Here is a 19,948-nt window from a genome sequence, read left to right on the forward strand (position 1 = left end):
TCGCCATCCCCGCCACCCTCGCCCGGAGCGGCCGGCGCGTCATCCTGCACGTCTCGGATCGCCAACCATGGGTCGACACCGTGGTCGCCGCAGTCGGCGTGCTGCGGGGCCTGCCCGCCCCCGCGGGATAGCCCCCGGTATGCACCTTGACCGCCCACCATCTGAAAGAACCCCACGGCCCGGACAGCCCGACCCCCGCAGCGACATGCGGCGAACCGTCGCACCCGCCTGCCAGAATCAATGCTCAGTTCGACGACACAGCCGCCGAACCCCCACCCAGCAGCCACCCATGAAAAATCGAGGCTAGCGGGATTCGGCACGCGGATGTCCCGGTTCTGGGCGTCGGCCCGCACACGGGCGTCGTCACTGATGTCATCTATGTGGTCCAGGCTCGGCGGCATCTTCAACCGTGGCCGTGCGACGGTCGCTTCGATCGCGTCGAGGGTGTCGTCGTCGATCCGGTCCACATTCTCGACCATGTCATCCGGGGTGCAGCGCATCTGGCGTTCCATGGCGTCTGCGGTGGGCCGGATCTGGTCCGGGCTGAAGGAGATCGCCGCCAAGCCGATCCGGTTCGTGTTGAACACCGTGATCAACGGCGGGTTGATCGGCGGCTACAACAGCCTCGTCTCGAAGTTGAAGCTTCCGGGGTCGATGGCTGTGAAGGCCATCACGTGGCCGAGGTTCCAGTCCGGCGGGTTTGTCGATCTGCCGTGGTCGGCCCGGACCCGTGATCCGTATGTGGGGGTGTCGCCGCACGGGGCGTTCCGGTTCGAGGGTGAGGAGTTCATCACCAACCGGCGCGCCACGTCACAGTCGCGGGGTCTACTGGAGTCCATCAATTCCGGCCAGCTGACGGACCGGATGACCGGTTTCGCCTCTGGCGGGTTCGTGGGAGGCCGTGGCCGTCTGACTGCGCTTGCTGCGGCCCGTGTGGCTGCCGCTGCGGCATCGCTCAATCAGACGTTCCAGTTGGCTCAGCGAGGATGGAATGCCGCCAATGGGCTATCAGGCACCTCCCATACCGGCGACGCGGTGGATGTGTCTGGCCCGCGAGGCGGGGTCAACCTGTGGAAGATCCGTGACGCGCTGCGCCGCCAGAACTGGGCGGCGTGGGTGCGCGGCCCGAAACAGAACTTCGCGTGGCATGTGCATGCTGTGCCGGGGCCCGGCGCCGGTACTCCCAGGGGGTCGGCCGTCTATCAGTGGGGCGACTACCGGAGGGGCGGTGCCGGCCTGCGTGGTGTCGGCCAGCCCGACCCGTACGCGACTCCTGGGTTCGGCACGTGGCTGTCCCAGATTGGCTCCGGGGTGCTCGGGGCGGCAATGTCATTCGGCGACTGGTTCAAGTCGAAGATGGGCAAGGCTCTCGGTGCCGCGTCGTCGATCAAGGACTGGATGTCGAACCGTGTGTCGGGGGCCCTGAAGGGGGCCCGCGACAAGGTCGGCGGTGGGGTGTTCTTCGACGCCGCCGCGAGGGTCCCGGGGATGGCTGTTCAGGCTATTTCGGACAAGATCAAGTCGGCCGCCGAGAAGGTTTTCGGTGCCGATGGTGGCGGCGGTGCGAATCCGTCCGGATCTGGTGTTGAGCGGTGGCGTTCCACGGTCGCTCAGGCTTTGAAGCGGTCTGGTATCGGCGGCGGTAAGTCTGATGAGGATCTGTGGCTGAAGCAGATCATGACCGAGTCCGGCGGAAACCCGAATCTGGTGCAGTCGAGTTCGCTGCGTGACATCAATGTGTTGCGTGGGGATCCCGCCCGTGGTTTGGCGCAGGTTCCTGGTGTGACGTGGGCCGATTTCGGCCGGGATATGGGTCCGTTCCTGTCCAATTGGATGAACGGTTTCAAGAATCTGGTTGTCGGGATGCGGGCGGCGTTCGCTCAGCATGGCGGTGCCAGGTGGCGGAATGCGATCGGCAAGGGCCACGGGTACGCGTCTGGCACTTCATGGGCGTTGCCTGGTGCTGCATGGCTTGCAGAGGAGGGGCCGGAGTTGGTCGTGGGCCGTCAGATGGCGAATCTCACTGCAGGTTCCAAGGTCTATAACGCTTCCCAGACCGCGCAAATGCTTGGCGGTGGAAGTGGCCCCTCGGTCATGATTGTGAAGGACGTCAATAATGAGCTGATCGGCCGCGTTCGGATTGAGAGTTATGAGCAGGCTTTGAATGCCATCGATGACAATGCGGATCGGATTGCGAGGGTGGGCGGATGACGACAACGACTCTGAGGGCCGCATATACGACGTGGCTTCAGCAGGACCATCCGACCCGGAACTGGTTCGGAAAGACCGGATACATGTCCCTTTATGGGGTGTCCGGCCGGGCGAATATGGGTCTTGTTTGGTTCGGGAATCCTTTTCCGTCGGCTGGTGCGAATGTGGTCAAGGCGACTTTGACACTGCGCACCCGGGCGGTCGCCGGCCATGGTGCATCACAGATCACCGCGCAGCTGTGCGCTCCGTGGTCGAATCATTTCGGCACGGTGACCTGGAACACCAGGCCGGCAGGCAAGCTCGCCCAGGCATCACTTCATAAGCCAAACCCTCTGGCGACCAATCAGACGTGGGTCTTCGATGTAACCGCGCAGATGCAGGCGGTCGCTTCCGGGGAAGCATTCTCGGGCTTCGTGCTGACCACCAAGTCTGAGCACCAGATCCTGGTGCAGGGGAATATGTCTCACGCCCTTGATCCGTCGCTGTCGGTGGAGTGGCAGGAGAATCCGCTGCCGCCGACCGATCTGGCGCCGTCGACCGGTCAGGCTGTCGGCACCGGCTCTCCTGTCCTGCGATGGTCGTACCGCGACTATGTGGGCGGGGACGTGCTGGAATCTGCTCAGGTGCGGACGGGGACGTCGGAGACGACGGTGCACACCGCGCCGTCGTGGGATTCGGGTGAGGTGGCGACGACCGTCTCGCAGCTTGACCTGTCCGCCCAGTCGGGCTGGAAGCCGCCGGCCAAAGACACGGTGGTGTGGTGGCAGGTCCGCTGCCGGGACTCGTCGGGTGTCTGGTCGGGCTGGTCGGATGCGGTGAGCTGGAAGTGGCATCCCCGTCCGACGGTGACGCTCACGCAGCCTGATCCGGCGGGGTCGAGTTTCGCCGATCCGACACCGCCCATTGAATGGACCTACAGCGGCGACATGCCACAGTCCCGCTGGGCTGTGTCGGTGGACCGGCTGGTCGGGTCGAGGTGGGTACGTGTCGCCCGGTCCGGTGTGGTCGCCGGTGCTGATTCGAGATGGACGCCGACCGTCGGCCTGGCGAAGGCGGGCACGGTGCGGATCAATGTGGAGGTGTGGGACAGTCGAGCCCGAGAGGCGACGCCCGGGATGCCGATCTCCGCGTCCGTGTCGCAGGAATTCTCTTTCGCGCCGACGAAGACCGTCGTGGCCGTGTCGGGTCTGAAGGTCACACCGGATCCGGTGCTGCCGTCTGTCGCCCTGTCATGGCTGCGGTCCGAGGTGCCCGACCGCGTCGACGTGTACCGGGACGGCAAGTTTCTGTCCTCCCATCCCGGCCTGGACTGGTTCCGGTCGGGGTCATCATCATCCATGCGGGATGCTGCATGCCCAGGAGGACCGCACACCTGGACGGTCTACGCGATCGTCAATGGCAAGTCGTCAAAACCGGCGACAGTCACCGCAAAGATCAAGCACCGAGGAACATGGATCGTCGACGAAGACACCGGAGATCGTGTGTGCATCGTCAATGACACCGACCACGATATGACGATGCCGGAGACCGTGACTGAGTTCGCGCCGATCGGTGGACGGTCGAAGATCAGGGTCACCAGCGCCCAATACGGTTTTGAGGGGTCTCTTTCCGGCGTGCTGGCACCACAGATTGTCATGCCATCAACTGAGACGCCGAAGCTGTGGCATGACCGTCTTCTCGCCTGGAAGTCAGTTCCCGGCAAGGAACTTCGACTGCTGATCGAGGACCTGGGTTTCACGATCAATTTGACCGATGTCTCCGTCACATCTGTCCCCGGGCGTGCCGGTGAGCTCTTCAATGTGTCTTTGAAATTCCATCAGGTGGACGATTTCATTTTCGGGGAGAACTCGTGATCAGTCTCGGACTGTCTGCCGCCGACCAGATGGCCTTCGAGGCGGGGCTGTTGGGCGACCATCAGGTGTCCACGCGGGTGTCGATCCTGGACATGGATCAGCAGATGCTGGGCCAGGTGACCGGCGGGGTGCTGTCCGGTCAGGTGGATGTGGACTCTGCCCAGGACGTGGAGCGCAGCTGCACGCTGGAGGTCAGGGATCCGTCGAATGCTCTCGGGCTGGTGGCTGCAGGGCCGACATCCCCGCCTGTGGTGGCGACGATGATGGTCCGCGTCGAGCACGGGGTGCGGGTGTCAGCTCTCGGCCGGTGGGTGTGGGTGCCGCTTTTCACCGGACCGATCCAGAAAGCCGAGATGGGCGACGGGAAGGTCACCATCACCGGGCAGGGCAAGGAGTCACTGCTGAATGCGGCGACGTCGATGACGACGACCTACAAGAAAGGTTGGCCGAAAACCAATATCATCGCGAATCTGCTTGCCAAGAATGGCGAGCGCTTCCGGCAGATCACCCGCTGGTCTGACAAGACGACCGCCGATATTGTGGTGGCGTCGACGGCGGCACCGTGGCCGGTGCTCAAGCAGCTGGCCCGGGGGCTTTCAGGCTCGGACTCAAACTATCCTTGGCTCGGCTATGACGGGCGCGGCGTGTGTGTGCTGAAGTCGCATTCCCAGGCGGTGAAGTGGCGCTTTGACCAGGCGCAGCTGATGTCGAGGCCGGCGATCACAGTCGACGCGGATGCGATGCGGAATCTGGTGGTGGCGACTCCGAATGACACCGGGTCGAAAAAGAAGCTGAAGCAGGCGGTCGCCCGGGCCCCGAAATCTGATCCTTTCTCTCCGGAGTCTTTGGCGCGTGGCGGTGTGCCGCGCTTTGTCCGCGACGAGATCACCGGGGACTGGAAGTCTCAGGCGCAGATCAAGGCGGCAGCAGCAGCCCGGCTGAAAGCAGTCCTGATGGCCAGTGTGACGGTGTCGATGGACACCCTGGTCATCCCCCACCTGGAGCCCCGGGATGTGGTGCGGATCGTCACCGACACGTGGACGTGGGACATGCAGGTGACGAAATTCACGATCCCGCTTGGTGCGGTCCAGGCGATGAGTCATGGGCGGACCAGGGTAGTGCGTCCGAAGGCACGGATGAGAGGGAAGGTGGTGCACAGATGAGCGGGCAGATGAGTGGTGTGGTGGTGTCGGTGGAGTCGGCCCGTCAGGGTGTCATTGCGACCTCATGGTCTGGGAAGCTGCTGTCGGTGTGGAATGCGGCCGACGTGGACCGGGATGGCTGCGATCTGACCCCCGACGATGGGGTGACGCGGTATCACGCGACGGGTGAGGTGGCCGAAGGGCTCACCGATGACGACCCGGATGTCGTGACGATGGCCGACACGGCGCCGGCGGACTGGCCTGCTGGCGGCACTGACGATGACGGGCAGCCGATTCCGACCGACACACGGCTGGATCTGTGGCCGGAGGTGCTGGATGTTGTCGCCCAGGTGGACACGGGCGATGATGATCTGCTGCCGGTGGCGGTGCCTCATGCTCTGCGTCCTCTGCTGTCTGAGGGGCTGCGGGATGAGGGTGGAGGCGAGCAGGTGATCTGCGAGGCTCGTGGCACCGGCTGGGTGATTGTCGATGTGATCGGCCGCCGTGGCGAGATCGGCCTGGATGGTCTGGGCGACGATGTGACCGGTGCGATCGATGATGCGTCGCAGGTGGGCGCGGATGCCCGCACGGCTGCTGATGCTGCCCAGCAGGTGGCAGATCAGGCACAGTCTGCGGCGTCGACTGCTCAGAGCGCGGCATCGGCTGCTCAGTCCCGCGCGGATGCTGCGAAGCAGGCTGCGGATGCTGCTGCTGCTACGGCTGGCACGTCATCCCAGCAGGCCCAGGATGCGGCTGCTGCTGCATCGACCGCCCAGCAGATCGCGAATGCTGCGAAGGCGAATGCGGCTACGGCCCAGTCGGCTGCCGATGCCGCCCAGCAGTCGGCGGATGGTGCCGCATCTGCTGCGGCCAGCGCCCAGTCGTCGGCGAATGCGAATGCCTCGGATCTGGCGTCCTTCACCACCACGGTGAATGCGAAGTTCACAGACGTCCAGTCGCAGATCGACGGCAGCATCGCGACATGGTTTTACCCGGTGCCTCCGACCAACACCAACACTCCTGCGTCTTCCTGGACAACGACGGACATCCAGAACAATCACCTCGGTGACCTGTACTACGACACCAACAGCGGCTACTGCTACCGCTGGCAGATAGCCTCGCAGGCCTACAGCTGGCAGCGCATCACCGATGTGGATGTGACGAAGGCGCTGGCGGATGCGGCGAAAGCTCAGGACACCGCCGATGGGAAGCGGCGCGTCTTCACTGCCACACCGGTCCCGCCGTATGACGTGGGTGATCTGTGGGCGGGCGGACCGTCTGGCGAGCTGATGCGATGCAAGGTCGCCAAGACATCCGCGCAGTCCTATGCCGCTGGCGACTGGGAGAAGGCCAGCAAGTACACCGACGACACTGCCGCCGATCAGGCTAAGGCTGCCGCTGATGCCGCCCAGTCCGCTGCCGATGCTGCTGCTGCGAAGGCGGGCACTGCTCAGGCGTCCGCAGATGGGAAGAATGTCGTCAAGCACTCCACCGCCCCGGCCACCGGCAGCAGCGGAACGCCCGGCGACATGTGGTTTCAGCACCAGACGGACCCGAGCAATGCCGGCTCGCTGGCCATGCCCGTCCTTGCCTGGTGGATGTGGTCGGGGACCGCGTGGATCTCGCAGCAGCTCACCGGGGCCGTCCTCACCGCGCTGGATGCGGGCACCATCACTGTGGGCGCACTGTCTGGGATCAACATTTTCTCCCCGGGTGCTGGCCTGCTGCCTCGCACACAGATTGTCGGCTCGACTATCAGCGTGATCCGTGCCGGCGCTGAGGGCGAGGAAGTGACCACCGTCCAGCTGGGTGGTGCCGATGATGACCAGCTGATGATTTCCGACACGGACGGGTCACCGCTTGGTGGCATCGATCCCGAAGGGAACGTGCTCGCCCAGGATCTGTCGGTCAACGGCGATCTGACCGTCGGCGGCGTGGCACTACCCGACATGCTGTCACCGCTCCCCCAAGGCATCATCGCCCGGCAGAAGCTTGGCAGCACGTCAGCGCTGAATTCCATCTACGTCGGCGGGACTGAGCTGGGCCTGCTGGAATTGTCCGCCGATTTGCACGCTGGCAGGGAGTACGAGTTCTTCGTCGGCGGGAATGTGAAGACGTCGGCGGCCGGGATTGTGTCTCTGCGGGTGCGGGCCACCACTGCGGCGCTCGGTTCGACCCCGGCGGCTCCGGCGATCCCCTCGCCGGGGCTGCTGACGGCTGTGATCCCCTGCCAGTCCGGCAATCAGGAGATCACCTGGTCGAAGATCTTGCCCGTGCAGGCTTCTGACGTGTCGGCGCGCATTCTGTTGACTGCTCAGACGTCGTCGGCGTCCATGTCGCTGAGATTCAATACGTCGGACACTCTGACCAGCGACATCATGATCACCGACCGCGGGTCTTACGGGTCATGGGGTGATGGTGCCGTCTCCAATGGTGGCGGTACGCCTTTCTCGGGCACGTCGACCAATCCGTCGAGCACGAATCCGACGAGGACATACACCAAGTCGTGGAAGGTGGCGGCGACCAGGACGTGGCGGAATGGTTCGGTCGTCTCCGGCAAGTTGATGCAGGGCTACTACAGCCCTGGACAGCGCTACGGCCTGTGGTTGTGGGACGGGTCAATCGCGGCAACTGTCGGATCTAACGCCAATATCCAGTCGTGCATTCTGACGGTCAAGAATGTTGATTTTCCGACGACTCCGGGTAGGAATGGGATTCTGCGGATCGGCCATTACGATTCCACAGCGCTGCCGGGGTCCCCGCAGACGTCCGGCGGCAGCGCTGTGTCGGTATCCATGAAGGCCGGCCGAACGGCGAAGATCGGCCTACCGGGCGGATGGTGGGTCGGTATCGCGACCGGGGCCATCCGAGGGATCACGATCGGCGAGGTCGGCTCCGGCGCTGCGAACAAGCCGACCTACGGGCATTTCGAGCCGTCCGCGACCATCACCATGACCTACACCAAGTGAGGCACTATGCACATCACACCGGATCAGTTCGGGGCAGCAGTCGGGGGGCTGATCGTCATGCTGGGCGCACTCGGGATCATCGTCGCCAAAGGCTGGCAGGCCCTTGCTGACATTCGCGGCGAGGTTAAGCACGATCACGGCTCCTCGATGAAGGACGCCTCGACTCGCACCGAGGAGAAGGTCGACAGTCTCGGGGCTGCACTCCATGCGGTCGAGACAGGCCTGGGCGGCATCCGCGACGAGATCCGCAACAACCGCCGCCACGCCGACGAGGAGCACGAGTCCCTGCGCGACGAGCTCCATGAACTGCGCGGATCAGCAGACCGCACTCACCGGGATCTGTCGGGCGGCCAGAAGGACCTGGCCAGCCAGCTCGACGAACTCACCAACCCGTGTGCTGGCTGGGACTTCGGCGACCACGTCACATCACACACCAATCAGGAGGACTGATGGCCACACCACTGACAGCCGATCAGCAGCTAGCCGCCTACAAGGCGGCCGGCATCAAGAAGATCGTCCAGAACCGGGGTTGGCGCACCCGGGGAATGTGGAGGATATCTGCGAAGGGCTGGCAGCCGCGCGGGATCATCATCCACCAGACCGCCGGGAACCTCGGCAGCCGCACCGTCCAGCAGTACGCCGATGACATTCTCAATGGCGACCCGGCATGCCCTGACAAGTGCAATGTCTTCATTCCGCCGGACGGGTCGCTGTGGGTCAATGCGGCAGGTCGGGCGAATCACTGCCTGCAATACTCGGCGAAGGCACTCGCAGCTCTGACCAGAGAGACCTTCCCTCTGGCCGGCAAATACCACGATCTGCGCGGATCGCAGCAGAACATGAATCGCTACACCTACGGCGTCGAGATGATCGCCACCGCCCCGAATGCGGCCCAGATTGAGACCGCCGCCCGCTGGGCAGCCGCACTGTGTCGCGCCCACGGCTGGTCCGCCGGGGCCGTCGCAGGCCACGGGGAGGTCGCTGACGACCGCGACTATTCCGACCCCGGAATTGACATGGGCGCATTCCGCGCACGTGTCGCAGCCCTCATCAAGTCCAAGAATTCGCCAAAAGAATTGGAGCTCACCATGTCCCAGTACACCGCCATCATGTCCAAGCTTGCATGGCTGGAGAAGATCCTCATCGAAACTCAACGCCGCGTTACCGCCGACAAGGGCACCGACGAGTTCACTCAGAAGGTCGTCGTGGAGAATCAGAAGAGGATCAACCAGGTCAACGCCACGCTGTCCACCATCTCGAAGGAGTCCAAGTGATGACCAGTATCGCATTCTGGAAGGGTGCCGGTGAGCGCGCCGGGAAGACCTTCCTTCAGGTCGGGATCGCCACCCTCGGCATTTCTGCCGGATCCGTCTACAGCGGTGAGGCGGCGCTCCGTCTGCCGTGGGAGACGGCGCTGGTGACCGCACTGCTGGCGGCCTTGCTGTCGGTCGTCACCTCCCTCCTCAACCCGAGCTTCACCGCCGGGACGGCCCCGGCGTCCACCACGGATTCCGGGGCTCTCTCCGGGGTCGCCATTTCTGACGGGTCCGTCGTGCCCGACACCGACCCCGGCGCCGGCAGCGGCGATGTCACCACCGAGGACATCGACCAGACTGTCACCGCCCACACGCCGGAGCACGCCGAGGACGCCTCGGTGATCCCTGACGGCGAGGGTGTCGCCACCAGCCAGTCCTGACCGTCCACTGCCCCCGTGCCATCCCGGCACGGGGGCGCCCACACTTTCGAGGAGGACAGATGACCACACCACTGCCATCGGAGATGACACCGGCTGGCCATGTCGTCGGCCGGGTGGCCCGTGCCACAGGTGACACCACGGCGGACACAGACTCAGATCCGGAGATGACCCCGGTCGTCGGCGAAGGGCTGGTGGTCTTCGTCAATTCCCGGGTGTCGCAGGTGGTGACGTCGACCAGCCCGGACATGCTCGTGCTGCACGATCCGGTCCTGGCCAACCTTGACGCTGACGGTGTGCTGTCGGTGGCAGGAGTGCAGGGGGTCGAGCTGTGGCCGGGCGACTGGACTGTCTCCCCGGGCAATCGGACCATCTTCGACTTCCCGGACTTCACGGTCACCGTCACCACCGCCCACACCGCCGCCGCGCCCTTGCAGCTGTGGGGTGTCGCACCGCCCGACCCGGCACCCGGCGTCCCCGTCTACACCCTCGTCGTCCCCACCGGCCAGCAGCCGGGCCAGACTCTCGGCTGGGATGGCTCGCAGCTGGCATGGGTGACGCCGAAGATCACGCCGACGGTCACCACGCTGGCGGCAGGGTCCGATGCGACGGCCACCATGACGGGCTCGTGGCCCAATCTGACCTTGGGGCTCGGCATCCCAGGCAAACCGTCCACCTATCAGATTGTCGGCGCGGGCCGCCCGGACATCCCGGCATCCATGACCAAGACCGTGCAAGCCCAGGTCGCTGCCGCACCGATCGGGGCCACCTTCACCTCCACTGATGGTGCGTCGGTCGGCGCATGGCAGTGGCAGAATCTCCCCGCTGGCTGGCAGATCGTCGCCCTGGACACTGGGTGGCGGGCACTCACCCCCACCGGCTCCAATGTGAGCGCATTCACGACGCTGGCGATCCGGCGTGTCAATCAGCTGGTCCGGCTGCGAGTGGCTGGTCTCGTCCTCACCGGCACCGGCATCTTCGCGCCTGCCGTGACCGGATTCTCGCCGGGCGCGTACGTGCGCTTCCCGCTGCTGACCTCCGGGTCCACCACCTCGTGGACCGGCACCCTGGTCGTCACCCCGACCGGCGGCCTTCAGTCCACTGCCGCTTTTTCCACCACCGGAGACGCGCTGGAGATGAACTGGGCCACCACCGACGCGGCACCCACCACACTCCCCGGCACCGTCACCAGCTGACAGGACACCTCATGGCCATCGACACCGACAATCTCACCACCCTCTCTGACACGGACCTCGGCAGCCTGCTCACAGCAGCGTTGGCCGAGCAGTCCCGCAGGTCCACCCTCGCCACCGCCGTGCAATCGGTCACGCAGACGGCACAGCAGTTCGTGGACATCGGCGGGGACAAGACGAGTCTTGTCACCGCCATCCAGGACCTCACCCCACAAGCCGAGAAGACCGCCAGCTGACCCGGCACACACACGACACCGCCCCGCCCTCGCTGTGAGGGTGGGGCGGCTTTCGTGCGTCCTCAGCCCTTCCCCAGTGCCTTGCGGATCGTCTGCCGTGCCAGCCCGAAGGCCTCCGCCGTGCCCAGCTCCGTCGAATCCTGGTAGTAGGCGACGATGCCCCCAGTCATCCGGGCGTGAGCGTCATCGGCTGCCTGCTGGGCCCGGCGCCAGTCGGCCACCAGCGACTCGGGTGTCGCGTCGCCCAGGACCAGCTGCGCCGCCCCAGTGAAAGCCTCCCGGTCGGCATCCGGGTCATCATCCCAGCGGCCCTCCAGATCAGCAGCAGCCCGTCTCAGTGCCACCCGCTGCTCGTCGGTCGTCTCCGTGTCACCCAGCCATTCGGCCAGCTCGAAATCCTCCATGATCATGTCCTCTCAGATATCCATTGCGTCGTGATAGTCGTCGGGCTCGGCCGTCGTCCTTGCCGCTCAGGCCGTCCATCCAAGCGCCTCGTCGAGCAGCTGGTCGAAGGCGTCGTAGGTGGCGTCGCCCTCGTCGTAGACTCCGACGATGCGGGTCGGCCAGGTGAGGACCGCGCCAAGGTCGGCATCATGATCGTCATCGTCGGCCAGCTCGGCCTCGAACTCCACGATCACCGGATTGTCTCCGCCGACCCCGGTCTGGGCGACGTAGGCGGCGAGGTCTTCGATGGACTCGCAGGCTGACACACCGTAGCGGACGTCCTCGACCAGCTCGCCGGTCTCGGGATCTTCGACCCAGCGGCCTCCGCCGATCTCGCGGGAGTCCCACTGTGACTTGTCGCAGATGCCTGCGTGGTCCCGGTCGCCTGCGTGGATCCGGTAGTAGGTGCCGGTGCTCTTCTCGGTGGCCATCTCTGTCGTGCTCATGACCCATACTGTACACGGGGTGTACCGCGACGTCTACCCCATGCCCAGGGCATGGCACCCCTGACACCTTTCGTCACACCGCGCGTATGCGCGGGGACCCAAACCGCCCCGAGGCTCATCCCCGGGTAACCCCCGCCTACGTGGGGACAGCACAGCCCGCCGGATCGTGTCGCTCTCCTTAGACTCACACCTTGACTCACTCGGAGCGACACGGGATGCCACCTCACCGCGCCATGACAGGCTTAGGCGGCTATTGATTGTCAGAACTGGGAGATCTCAACGTCGCGCCAGTGGGACACCCTGGCTGCCGAGGCCTCTCCCCGAACCATCGCCGAGACCGCCCGGGACCTGGCGGCGACCAGCGTGGCCTTCACCTACAACGACCCGGTGATCTTCGCCGAGTACGCCATCGACACCGCCTGGGCGTGCCGCCAGGCAGGGGTTCAGCCGATCGCGGTGACGGCCGGCTACATCTCTGAAGAGGCCCGGCCGGCCTTCTTCGCACCGATGGCGGCGGCCAACATCGACCTCAAGGGATTCACCGAGCAGTTCTACCGCCGGGTGACCGGTGCACGACTGGAGACCGTTCTGGACACTCTGCGCTATGTGGTCCACGAGACCGATGTGTGGACCGAGATCACCACCCTGGTGATCCCGGGGTTCAACGACTCCGACGAGGAGCTGACCCGGCTCTCGCAGTGGGTGGCCGGGGAGCTGGGCCCCGATGTGCCTCTCCACTTCTCGGCCTTCCATCCCGACAACAGGATGCGCGATGTGGCCCGCACCCCGGTCTCGACCCTGCGCAGAGCACGAGAGCTGGCGCGGGCGGCCGGGCTGCACCACGTGTACGTCGGCAATGTCCACGACACCGATGGGGACACCACCTGGTGCCCGGGTTGCGGGACCGCCCTCATCGTGCGCGACTGGTACCAGATCCTGTCCTACCGGCTGGGCCCGGACGGCCGTTGCCCCGACTGCGGAACTCCGATCCCGGGGCGCTGGGAGGAGAGCCCCGGGGACTTCGGCAGGCAGCGGATCCCTGTCCGGATCTGAGCTCCCGCCCCCTCCTTCGAGGGGGTTCGGGGCCCTGTCCTCCAGAGGACCGACCCCCAGGAACCTCCCCAGAGGACCGACCGACATCCAGGAACCTCCCCAGAGGACCACACTCACCCAATCTGCTCCGGGTGGCCTCCTTCTCGTCCGTCGCCATGGCCTGGTTCTCACGCGTCGTCGACAGCTTCCTTCTCGGCTGTCATGTGTGCGTCAGACTTGGGAGTTGCCAACCTGTCCCCGCCATCCGTTGATCCAGGTGCTCGGAAGTCCCACTTCACTGGGGCCGAGTCTGCTGGGAGCGCCCGCCGCGATGAGATCTGCCACAGAGGAGCCACCACGCGGATAATCCACATGCCGACCCAATTTCTGGCAGAACTCGTTCAGGGGGCCGCCCGGGGCTGGTATGAGATCTGCCACCACGGAGCCAGCAGCTGGACTATCCAGTCGCCGACCCTGTGGTGGCAGATCTCATCAGTACCCGGCGCGCCAGGCATCCGTACCCGGACCCGGGGCCGGCGGGATCAGGCCAGGGCATCCCACTCGGGCAGCACGATCGGCTCGGTCTGCCACTGCTGCCGGATCTCCTCGCTGACCCGCTCCGGGGCGACCACGACCTGGAAGACGTACTCGTCGAACCAGGAGTCGTTCATCGTGAAGAACCCCTTCTTGCCGACCTCATCTCCCCAGGAGTTCTCGACCCGCCAGCGCCGAGGCTCCCCATCGACCAGATCCACCCCGACCAGGGTCATCGCGTGGGTCGGCCCGGTCTCACGGCCGCGCATCCGATCGGCCTTGGTCATCGACATGTCGATCCCGTAGAGGCCGTTGTAGTCGTGGAGGTTGGCATCCCAGATGCCACCGGTCCGGTCGAACTGCTGCTTCACGTCACAGGTGAACCAGACCGGCTCACCGTCGCGGATGGCGGCGATGGCTGCCTCTTTGAGGTCCTTGATGTCCGCGGTGACGTGGGCGTAGGGGGTTCCCCCCTCCATCAGCGGGGTGTGGTCGATGACGTACTTGCGACCGACCGGGTTCTCCGTGCGGGGGTCGTGTCCGACCGTGAGGTACCCGTCCAGCGACTCGGGTGCGTACCTGGCCGCGAACTCCAACGGCGTCAGTCGACCCTCGGAGTGGAACTTCTTGTCCTTGTCCCGGTACTGCCAGGTGAAACTGGTGGGCGGGGTACCGAGGTGGATCGCCAGCACCCGGTAGACATCGGCGAGCGCCTGGCGGTGCTCCTGCTGAATGCGCTCGGCGCGCTCCCGGCCGTCGGAGTCGGTGATCTCGACCCGGATCCGCAGCACGGCGCGGCGCAGCACCTGAGCCAGCGCCCGGTTGAGCTGGTCGGTGTTGCCGGCCGACTCGGTGTCGGGCATCGCCCAGACCGGCACCAGACCGTACTTGCGCACCAGGTCCAGGAACTGCGGCCAGTACCCGCCGTCGCCGGAGACATCCTCCAGGATGTCCCGAACCTCCTCCTCGGCAGGGTCGTGATCAGCGGTGGCGATCGCCCGCACCAGGGTGTGGTTGGCCTTCTCCAGCTTGTCGTGGAAGGCGATGAAGTTCTGCGAGAACTCGAAGTTCTCGAGGTTGAGGTCCTTGATCATCCTGGCCCGCAGCACGTTGAGACCGGCGAACTCCCAGCACCGTCCCGAGTGCTTCTGATTGGTGACCGTCCAGGCGTCCAGTCGCTCGCACACCGAGTCATCGGTCTGGTTGACGATCCGCCGGTCGAGGCTGACGGTGTCGGCACCGGTACCGGTCACGGCATTCTGGACAATCCGGGCAGTCGGGTCGTCGTCGAAACTCTGCCCGCACTCGGCGGCGAAGGACGGTTCGAGGATTGAGGTCATCGATGCATCTCCAGGCGGTTGCTCGCCCGTGACCCACTCACAGGCGCTTCCTCACTGTGCCACGCCCGCGCACGGATCGACAGCGGGACCCCCGCGACATCTGCGACCCGCAGCCGGACGGATCAGATGAACTGGTCGGCGAAGGCGGTCGCATAGCTGTAGTTGAGCCCCACGACATCGCGGTCGTCGGTCATCGTCACTCTCACCGCGGCCGCGTTGCGGAAGAACAGGCACTCCAGGGAGGTCTGGGACTGGATGTAGCAGACCGCGTCCCGGTAGTAGTACATCGACCGGTTGGACGGGAACAACGGGCTGGCGTCCCGGACCCCCTCGCGCGCCGCGACCGTCACGGTGCGGCTGGCCTGGGTGCCGACGCCGCGGTACGTGAGACTCACCGAGGCGTCGTCGCCGCGCCGGGTGACCTGAGTGGCTCTGGAGTCCAGGATCAGCAGGTTCACCACCGGGCTGAACGACGAGGTCCGCTTGATCCGGCCGGATCCGGAGGTGATGCCGGAGGGCCGCTGGCCGATGGTGGGGCCCGGCTCGGGGGTCACACCGGTCCGGCCGGAGGGGCCGGTGCGCGGACCGCGGCCGTCGGTGGGGTCGTTGGCCACCGTGTCATCGCCGCCCGGATCGGACTCCCCGGGGTCGCTCTGGGTGGGGTCCGCCCCGGTCGGGAAGACGTCGGAGGGGTCGGTTCCCGGAGTCTGCGAACGGGATGAGGCCGAGGTGCTCGGGGAGGCGGCGGGACCGGCGGCGGGCCGGTCACGGTAGGCATTGAAGAGCAGGGCTCCGCCCACCACGACCAGGACCAGCACCGCGGCGATGATCCCGAAGACCAGTGGAAGCCGGGATCTCCTCGACCCGCCCGAGGATGGCGGCTGGTGGGGCGGCCCGTACCCTCCTGGAGGTCCGTACTGGCCGGGTTGGCCAGGCTGGACGTACTGGCCAGACTGAGCGGGCTGGCCGTACTGGCCCGGTTGTCCGTAGGGGGCGTAGTCGCCAGGCTGACCCGACTGAGCGGAGGTGCCGGACGGGTACTGGCCGGGATACCCGGACGACCCCTGTCCGTACTGGCCCGGCTGTCCGGAGGTGCCGTGTCCGTACTGGGACGGCGTCGGGTGGGAACCGGGCTGCTGGAAGGAGGGACGGTCGGGCGGTGGCCCCGACTGATCCCGCGGACCGTTGGCCGGCCACCAGTTCCGGCCCGACCCGTCGGGACGACCCGGATTCTCGGTCATGGTGGCTCCATCGTCTCGCAGCGCAAGGACTCGTTCGGCGATTCTTTCAGGGTAGGGGTCAGCGCCGAAAGCCCAGTAAAGGATCAGCGGGTCGCGCCGGCCTCCTCAACTGCATTCATCCCGGACTTCAAATCCCTCGGACTGCAAACCCCTCGGACAGCATCCCTCCGGACGGCATCCTCCCCGGCGCCGGCCCCCGCCGGGCCTCAGACCAGAACCCTGGTGACCGGCAGTCCGGAGTCGGCGCTGATGTCCATCGCCGAGGGCCTCAGCCCGGCCTTGACGACCTGGACGCCGAGAGCGGCGATCATCGCCCCGTTGTCGGTGCACAGCCCGGGTCGGGGACGCCGCAGCTCCACCCCGGCGTCGGCCATCCGTTCGGCGAGGAGTGTGCGCAGCCGACTGTTGGCCGCCACTCCACCGCCGATGAGGAAGTGCTTCAACCCGTAGTGGCCGCACAGATCGACGGCCTTGGCGGTGAGCACATCGGCGACCGCCTCCTGGAAACTGGCGGCGACGTCGTTGATCGGCACCTCTCGGCCGGCCTGCTGCTCGGTCTCGACCCACCGCGACACCGAGGTCTTGAGCCCGGAGAAGGAGTAGTCGAAGCGGTGCTTGGCCATGTCGTGGCGGGCGGTGAGGCCGCGCGGGAAGTGGATGGCGGTGGGGTCGCCCTCGGCGGCGGCCCGATCGATCACCGGGCCACCGGGGTAGGGCAGGCCGAGCAGCCGTGCCACCTTGTCGTAGGCCTCGCCCGCGGCGTCGTCGATGGTGGACCCGACCTCGGTGATGCCGTCGGCGATCGAGGTGACCGACAGCAGGGAGGTGTGGCCCCCTGAGACCAGCAGCGCCCCGCAGGGCATCGGCAGGTCGCCGTGCTCGAGCAGGTCGACGGCGACATGGCCGGCCAGGTGGTTGACGCCGTAGAGGGGCTTGTTGAGCCAGCCGGCCAGGGCCTTGGCCGCCGACAGGCCGACCACCAGGGCTCCCATCAGTCCGGGGCCGGCGGTCACCGCGATGCCGTCGACCTGGCTCAGGTCGATGTCGGCCTTGGCGACCGCCGCCTCCAGCACCGGGACGACGGCCTCCAGGTGGGCTCTGGAGGCCACCTCGGGAACCACGCCTCCGAAGCGGATGTGCTGCTCCATCGAGGAGGCGACCTCGTTGGCGAGCAGGTCGTTGCCGCGCACGATGCCGATGCCGGTCTCGTCGCAGGACGACTCGATGCCCAGGATGAGCGGTTCAGACATGTCTCTCCTCGTTGCTGCCAGCGGTGCTGGTGGTGTCTTCGGCGCAGGACTCCAGTGATGCCGACATCACCAGGGCGTCCTCGCCGGTTCCGTAGTAGTGGTTGCGACGCGCGATCTGGTCGAATCCGTGGGACCGGTAGAGAGCCAGGGCCGCGAGATTGTCGGGGCGGACCTCCAGCAGGATCTGGCGTGCGCCGCGGCGGGCGGCCCAGCCCATGCCGTGCCTCAGCAGCCGGCCGGCCATCCCGGCTCCCCGGGCGGCGGGGACCACCATGATGCGGTCCAGGTCGCAGGAGTCGATGACGTGGCTGAAGTCGGCGACCGCACGGGGACCCGTGCGATCCTCCTCGATGAGCACCAGACGCCCGGTCGTGGGGGTAGCCGCCTCCTGCCGGGCCGAATCGGTGCCGACTGCCCCCGAATCGGTGCCGGACGGCCCCGAGACGGTGCCGGAAGCCTCCGGATCGGTGTCAACTGCCACCCGGTGATGGACCCGGTCATTGCTCTGGAGCTCGGAGCGCCAGGCGGCGCGGCTCCAGGCCTGCCGGTCCCCGGCCTCCCTGGTCCCGAAGCAGGCGCGCTCGACGACCATCACCTGGTCCAGGTCCTCGGGACCAGCCTGTCGCAGGGTCATTCAGCGTGCCTGACGGTTCTTCATCGCGGCGGGCAGCCTCAGCCGGGTGGGGGTGAGGGTGGCCTTGCGGGTGGTGGGGACGACGGCGTCGGGGTCGCGCAGGTAGAGGGGCTCGATGCCGACATCGGGCAGCTTGGTCCAGTGGGCGGCAAGCACACCGGCGTCCAGGACCTCGGGAGCCCCGGCAGCGGCCTCGAGTCCGCGGGCGGCGCATCCCGGTCCGCCCACCGGGACGCCGGCAGGCAGAGTGTCGGGGGCGCCGACCTCGGGACCCTCCAGACGGGCGCCCTGTCCGTCGTAGCGGGCCCAGTAGAGCTCGTGGCGTCGGGCGTCGGTGGCGACCACGAAGCCGTCGGCCGGGGCCGAACCGAACTCGACCCACTGGAGGGCCAGGACGTCGAGGGAGCAGACCGGGTGGGGCTGGGTACCGCCCAGGTGGGCCAGTACATGGCCGGTGACGATACCGACCCGCAGGCCGGTGTAGGGGCCGGGGCCCACCCCGACCGCGATCTGGTCGATCTGGCCGACGGCGATTCCGGCCTGCCCGCAGGCCTGCTCGACCAGCGGCATGAGCTGCTCGGCGTGGGCGCGCGGGTTGTCGTCGCGCAGGCTGATCACCTGGTCGCCGCGGGCCAGGCCGACGCACACCGCCGTGGAGGTGTCCACCGCCAGGGTCCAGCCGGATCCGGCCCGGTCGGTGCCGAGATCTGATTCGGCCTGAGATGCAGTCATCACTGTGCTTCCTCGCTGCGGGCCGGCGTGTCGGGGCCCTGGTGGTCCGGGGCGTCCGCGGGCCGGGCGGCCTGGCGCAGGACGCCGAGGTCGACCCCCTGCCAGCGCGGGCCCACAGGTTGGATGTAGAGGATCCGGGTGTCATCGGCGGGGTCCCCGGAACGCTCGATGTCGATCTCCAGGTAGGAACCCTCGAGCTCCTCGGCGATCCCAGCCCCCCACTCGACGACGGTGACCGACTCGTCCATCGTCTCGTCGAGATCCAGATCGACCAGCTCGGCCAGGGATCCCAGCCGGTAGGCGTCGACGTGGACCAGGCCCGGCCGTCCCTCGGTTCCGGCGTGGCGTCGGACCAGGACGAAGGTCGGTGAGATCACCGGCCCCTGGACGCCGAGTCCGGCGCCGATTCCCTGGGTGAGGGTGGTCTTGCCGGCGCCCAGATCACCGGAGGTGAGAATCAGGTCGCCGGCGTGAAGAATCTGCGCCAGCGCGACGCCGAGGGAACGCATCTCCTCGGTGGTGGCGGCCTCCAGCCGGATCGGCAGGGTGCGCACCAGGTCGGCCCCGTCGGCGCGGTAGCCGTGCTCCAGCAGGTCGGCGCGCAGTGCGGCGCGGTCCATCGGGTGGTCGCTCCAGCTCTTGACCCGCAGATCGTGCGAGCCGAGATCGGTGGCCAGCTGGGCGGCCCCCTCGAGGAGGTCGCGCTCGACGTCGAGGCGCTGCGCACCGGGTGCCACCAGGATGGCGTGCACCGCGGCGCGACCGCCCTCATCGACCAGGCGCAGCAGCCCGACGGGCCGGCCGCCGGCCTCGGCAAGGACACAGAGGTCCTCGTCGAGCCAGCGGGCCACCTGGTCGGTGAGCTGCTGCTCGCCCAGTGCCTGCGCCAGCGCGGGGGCGTCGGAGGGGTCCCCGACCCGCAACTGTCGTGACTCGGTCTCAGTGGTCTCCACGATCTGCCAGCCTAACCCTTCAGGTCACGGCCCTGCAGGCCGTTG

At 66.7% G+C, this 19,948-nt stretch carries 18 protein-coding genes; 10 read left to right on the top strand and 8 right to left on the bottom strand.

From position 1 onward, the window contains the following. The first annotated feature begins 378 nt into the window (after window positions 1-378). The 9 genes from H590_RS0104005 (at window position 379) to H590_RS0104050 (ending at window position 11,297) form a co-directional block, all read left to right on the top strand. Window positions 379-2,211, top strand: coding sequence for a lysozyme family protein (locus H590_RS0104005; protein ID WP_154655308.1), 1,833 nt, complete (start codon window positions 379-381; stop codon window positions 2,209-2,211). Then, window positions 2,208-4,064 carry a DNRLRE domain-containing protein gene (locus H590_RS18260; protein ID WP_126412775.1) on the top strand — a complete coding sequence of 619 codons (1,857 nt, stop codon included), beginning with the start codon at window positions 2,208-2,210 and terminating at the stop codon, window positions 4,062-4,064. Before H590_RS0104005 ends, H590_RS18260 begins: the two co-directional genes overlap by 4 nt. Then, window positions 4,061-5,227, top strand: a complete 1,167-nt coding sequence (locus H590_RS0104020; protein ID WP_028702555.1) for a hypothetical protein — start codon at window positions 4,061-4,063, stop codon at window positions 5,225-5,227. The genes H590_RS18260 and H590_RS0104020 overlap by 4 nt, the downstream gene beginning before the upstream one ends. Continuing rightward, window positions 5,224-8,175 (top strand): hypothetical protein, encoded by a 2,952-nt coding sequence (locus H590_RS0104025; protein ID WP_028702556.1) that lies wholly within the window; start codon window positions 5,224-5,226, stop codon window positions 8,173-8,175. Before H590_RS0104020 ends, H590_RS0104025 begins: the two co-directional genes overlap by 4 nt. A gap of 6 nt (window positions 8,176-8,181) precedes the next feature. Beyond that, window positions 8,182-8,625, top strand: coding sequence for a hypothetical protein (locus tag H590_RS0104030; protein ID WP_028702557.1), 444 nt, complete (start codon window positions 8,182-8,184; stop codon window positions 8,623-8,625). Next, window positions 8,625-9,449 (top strand): peptidoglycan recognition protein family protein, encoded by an 825-nt coding sequence (locus tag H590_RS17170; protein WP_051238159.1) that lies wholly within the window; start codon window positions 8,625-8,627, stop codon window positions 9,447-9,449. Before H590_RS0104030 ends, H590_RS17170 begins: the two co-directional genes overlap by 1 nt. Then, a complete protein-coding gene (locus H590_RS14795) occupies window positions 9,449-9,871 on the top strand; it encodes a holin (protein ID WP_051238160.1) in 423 nt (140 codons plus the stop codon). Before H590_RS17170 ends, H590_RS14795 begins: the two co-directional genes overlap by 1 nt. A 164-nt stretch (window positions 9,872-10,035) precedes the next feature. Next, the gene (locus H590_RS0104045) at window positions 10,036-11,064 is read left to right on the top strand and encodes a hypothetical protein (RefSeq protein WP_126412771.1); all 1,029 of its coding nucleotides are present in this window, start codon (window positions 10,036-10,038) and stop codon (window positions 11,062-11,064) included. Between the two features lie 11 nt (window positions 11,065-11,075). Beyond that, on the top strand, window positions 11,076-11,297 hold the full coding sequence (locus H590_RS0104050; RefSeq protein ID WP_028702559.1) for a hypothetical protein: 222 nt from the start codon (window positions 11,076-11,078) through the stop codon (window positions 11,295-11,297). A gap of 62 nt (window positions 11,298-11,359) precedes the next feature. On the opposite strand, the gene H590_RS0104055 is transcribed toward H590_RS0104050, so the two are convergent. Both H590_RS0104055 and H590_RS0104060 read right to left on the bottom strand, forming a co-directional pair. Then, window positions 11,360-11,701, bottom strand: coding sequence for a hypothetical protein (locus H590_RS0104055; RefSeq protein ID WP_126412770.1), 342 nt, complete (start codon window positions 11,699-11,701; stop codon window positions 11,360-11,362). A 66-nt stretch (window positions 11,702-11,767) separates the two neighbouring features. After that, entirely contained in the window at window positions 11,768-12,187 is a 420-nt protein-coding gene (locus tag H590_RS0104060) for a hypothetical protein (RefSeq protein ID WP_126412769.1), read from the bottom strand. 252 nt (window positions 12,188-12,439) lie between these two features. Here H590_RS0104060 and amrS point away from each other — a divergent pair, with 252 nt between their 5' ends. Beyond that, window positions 12,440-13,240 carry an AmmeMemoRadiSam system radical SAM enzyme gene (gene amrS / locus H590_RS14800; protein ID WP_084149260.1) on the top strand — a complete coding sequence of 267 codons (801 nt, stop codon included), beginning with the start codon at window positions 12,440-12,442 and terminating at the stop codon, window positions 13,238-13,240. 521 nt (window positions 13,241-13,761) lie between these two features. Here amrS and H590_RS0104070 read toward each other — a convergent pair. The 6 genes from H590_RS0104070 to tsaE form a co-directional block, all read right to left on the bottom strand. Continuing rightward, entirely contained in the window at window positions 13,762-15,093 is a 1,332-nt protein-coding gene (locus H590_RS0104070; RefSeq protein WP_028702562.1) for a C1 family peptidase, read from the bottom strand. A gap of 122 nt (window positions 15,094-15,215) precedes the next feature. Beyond that, complete coding sequence (locus H590_RS18745) at window positions 15,216-16,334, bottom strand: hypothetical protein (RefSeq protein WP_051238161.1); 1,119 nt, start codon at window positions 16,332-16,334, stop codon at window positions 15,216-15,218. A gap of 206 nt (window positions 16,335-16,540) precedes the next feature. Beyond that, window positions 16,541-17,584, bottom strand: a complete 1,044-nt coding sequence (gene tsaD, locus H590_RS0104080) for a tRNA (adenosine(37)-N6)-threonylcarbamoyltransferase complex transferase subunit TsaD (protein ID WP_028702563.1) — start codon at window positions 17,582-17,584, stop codon at window positions 16,541-16,543. Then, window positions 17,577-18,218 (bottom strand): GNAT family N-acetyltransferase, encoded by a 642-nt coding sequence (locus H590_RS14810; protein ID WP_051238162.1) that lies wholly within the window; start codon window positions 18,216-18,218, stop codon window positions 17,577-17,579. The genes tsaD and H590_RS14810 overlap by 8 nt, the downstream gene beginning before the upstream one ends. Further along, window positions 18,219-18,950, bottom strand: coding sequence for a tRNA (adenosine(37)-N6)-threonylcarbamoyltransferase complex dimerization subunit type 1 TsaB (gene tsaB / locus H590_RS0104090; RefSeq protein WP_051238163.1), 732 nt, complete (start codon window positions 18,948-18,950; stop codon window positions 18,219-18,221). Continuing rightward, a complete protein-coding gene (gene tsaE / locus H590_RS14815) occupies window positions 18,950-19,903 on the bottom strand; it encodes a tRNA (adenosine(37)-N6)-threonylcarbamoyltransferase complex ATPase subunit type 1 TsaE (RefSeq protein ID WP_071161695.1) in 954 nt (317 codons plus the stop codon). The genes tsaB and tsaE overlap by 1 nt, the downstream gene beginning before the upstream one ends. Window positions 19,904-19,948 lie beyond the last annotated feature (45 nt).

It is taken from the genome of Acidipropionibacterium jensenii DSM 20535 (assembly GCF_000425285.1).
GTDB lineage: Bacteria > Actinomycetota > Actinomycetes > Propionibacteriales > Propionibacteriaceae > Acidipropionibacterium > Acidipropionibacterium jensenii.